This is a genomic window from Massiliimicrobium timonense (assembly GCF_002160865.1).
GTDB lineage: Bacteria > Bacillota_I > Bacilli_A > Erysipelotrichales > Coprobacillaceae > Allocoprobacillus.
Window position 1 is genome coordinate 1 of record NZ_NFLJ01000100.1, and the last position, 942, is coordinate 942.

General features: G+C 29.0%; 1 protein-coding gene. It reads right to left on the reverse strand.

Annotated features, from left to right (window positions below):
- Positions 1-608, reverse strand: a 608-nt coding sequence (locus B5E75_RS14330; protein WP_162607721.1) for an AAA family ATPase, incomplete at its 3' end; no start/stop codon positions are given.
- Positions 609-942: the final 334 nt, after the last annotated feature.

The window sequence follows — 942 nt, forward strand, 5'->3', positions numbered from 1 at the left end:
GCAGATGAAAAGACACTTCTTATAAAATCAACCATTTCATCATAGTAGTCATGTTGATAGGCACTCTGTAAAGGCACATCATATTCATCTATGAGAATGATGACTTTTTGATGATAATGCTGATATAAACATCTAGATAGCATACTTAATGAATTTTTTAACTGTATAGGATCCGCTCTTAAAAATCTTAAATCATTCAAAGTCTTTTTATCGGATTCATCAATCAATGGACTATCAAAAAGATTAAGATGTTGTAAAATGATGATCTTCATAATATAAGCAAATTGTTGTATTTGTTCCAAATAGTTTAGACTTTTCATATCTTTTAGCGATAGAAAAATGACAGGATATTGATTTTGATGAAGCATGAGATGTTGATGTTTTGATACATTCAAACCCTCAAAAAGATAAGCATTTTCTTTTTCCTGATTAGAAAAGAAATAATAAAGCATACTCATGTTTAATGTTTTCCCAAAACGTCTAGGTCTTGTATACAACATCACCTTATCACTTAAGACATCATCTATAAGCATTGTCTTATCAACATAATAATAATTCTTATCCATGAATTCTTTAAAATTTTCTGTTCCTGTTGTGATACGCTTCATTATGATCATGCTCCTTTCAATGTATTATTTCTGTTGTCATTATATCATAGTCATATGAAAATGTCATACATATGTAGAAGTGATGAAAGTAGAAAGTATTTCATAGAATGAAGATATTTATATACTAAAAAGAGATGCCTTCATAAACCTACATTAAGACATCTCTCAAATGATCTCAGTCTACTTTAGTGATAAAGCACTGTTTTTTATAAAAAGATATACCATATCCTAAAACTTTTGGATATCCCTGTCTTATAAATATTTCACGATAGCCTTTTTGAACAATCTGGTCAGCTGCAATTTGACTATCCTGTATTAATGTTCCTACACTCTT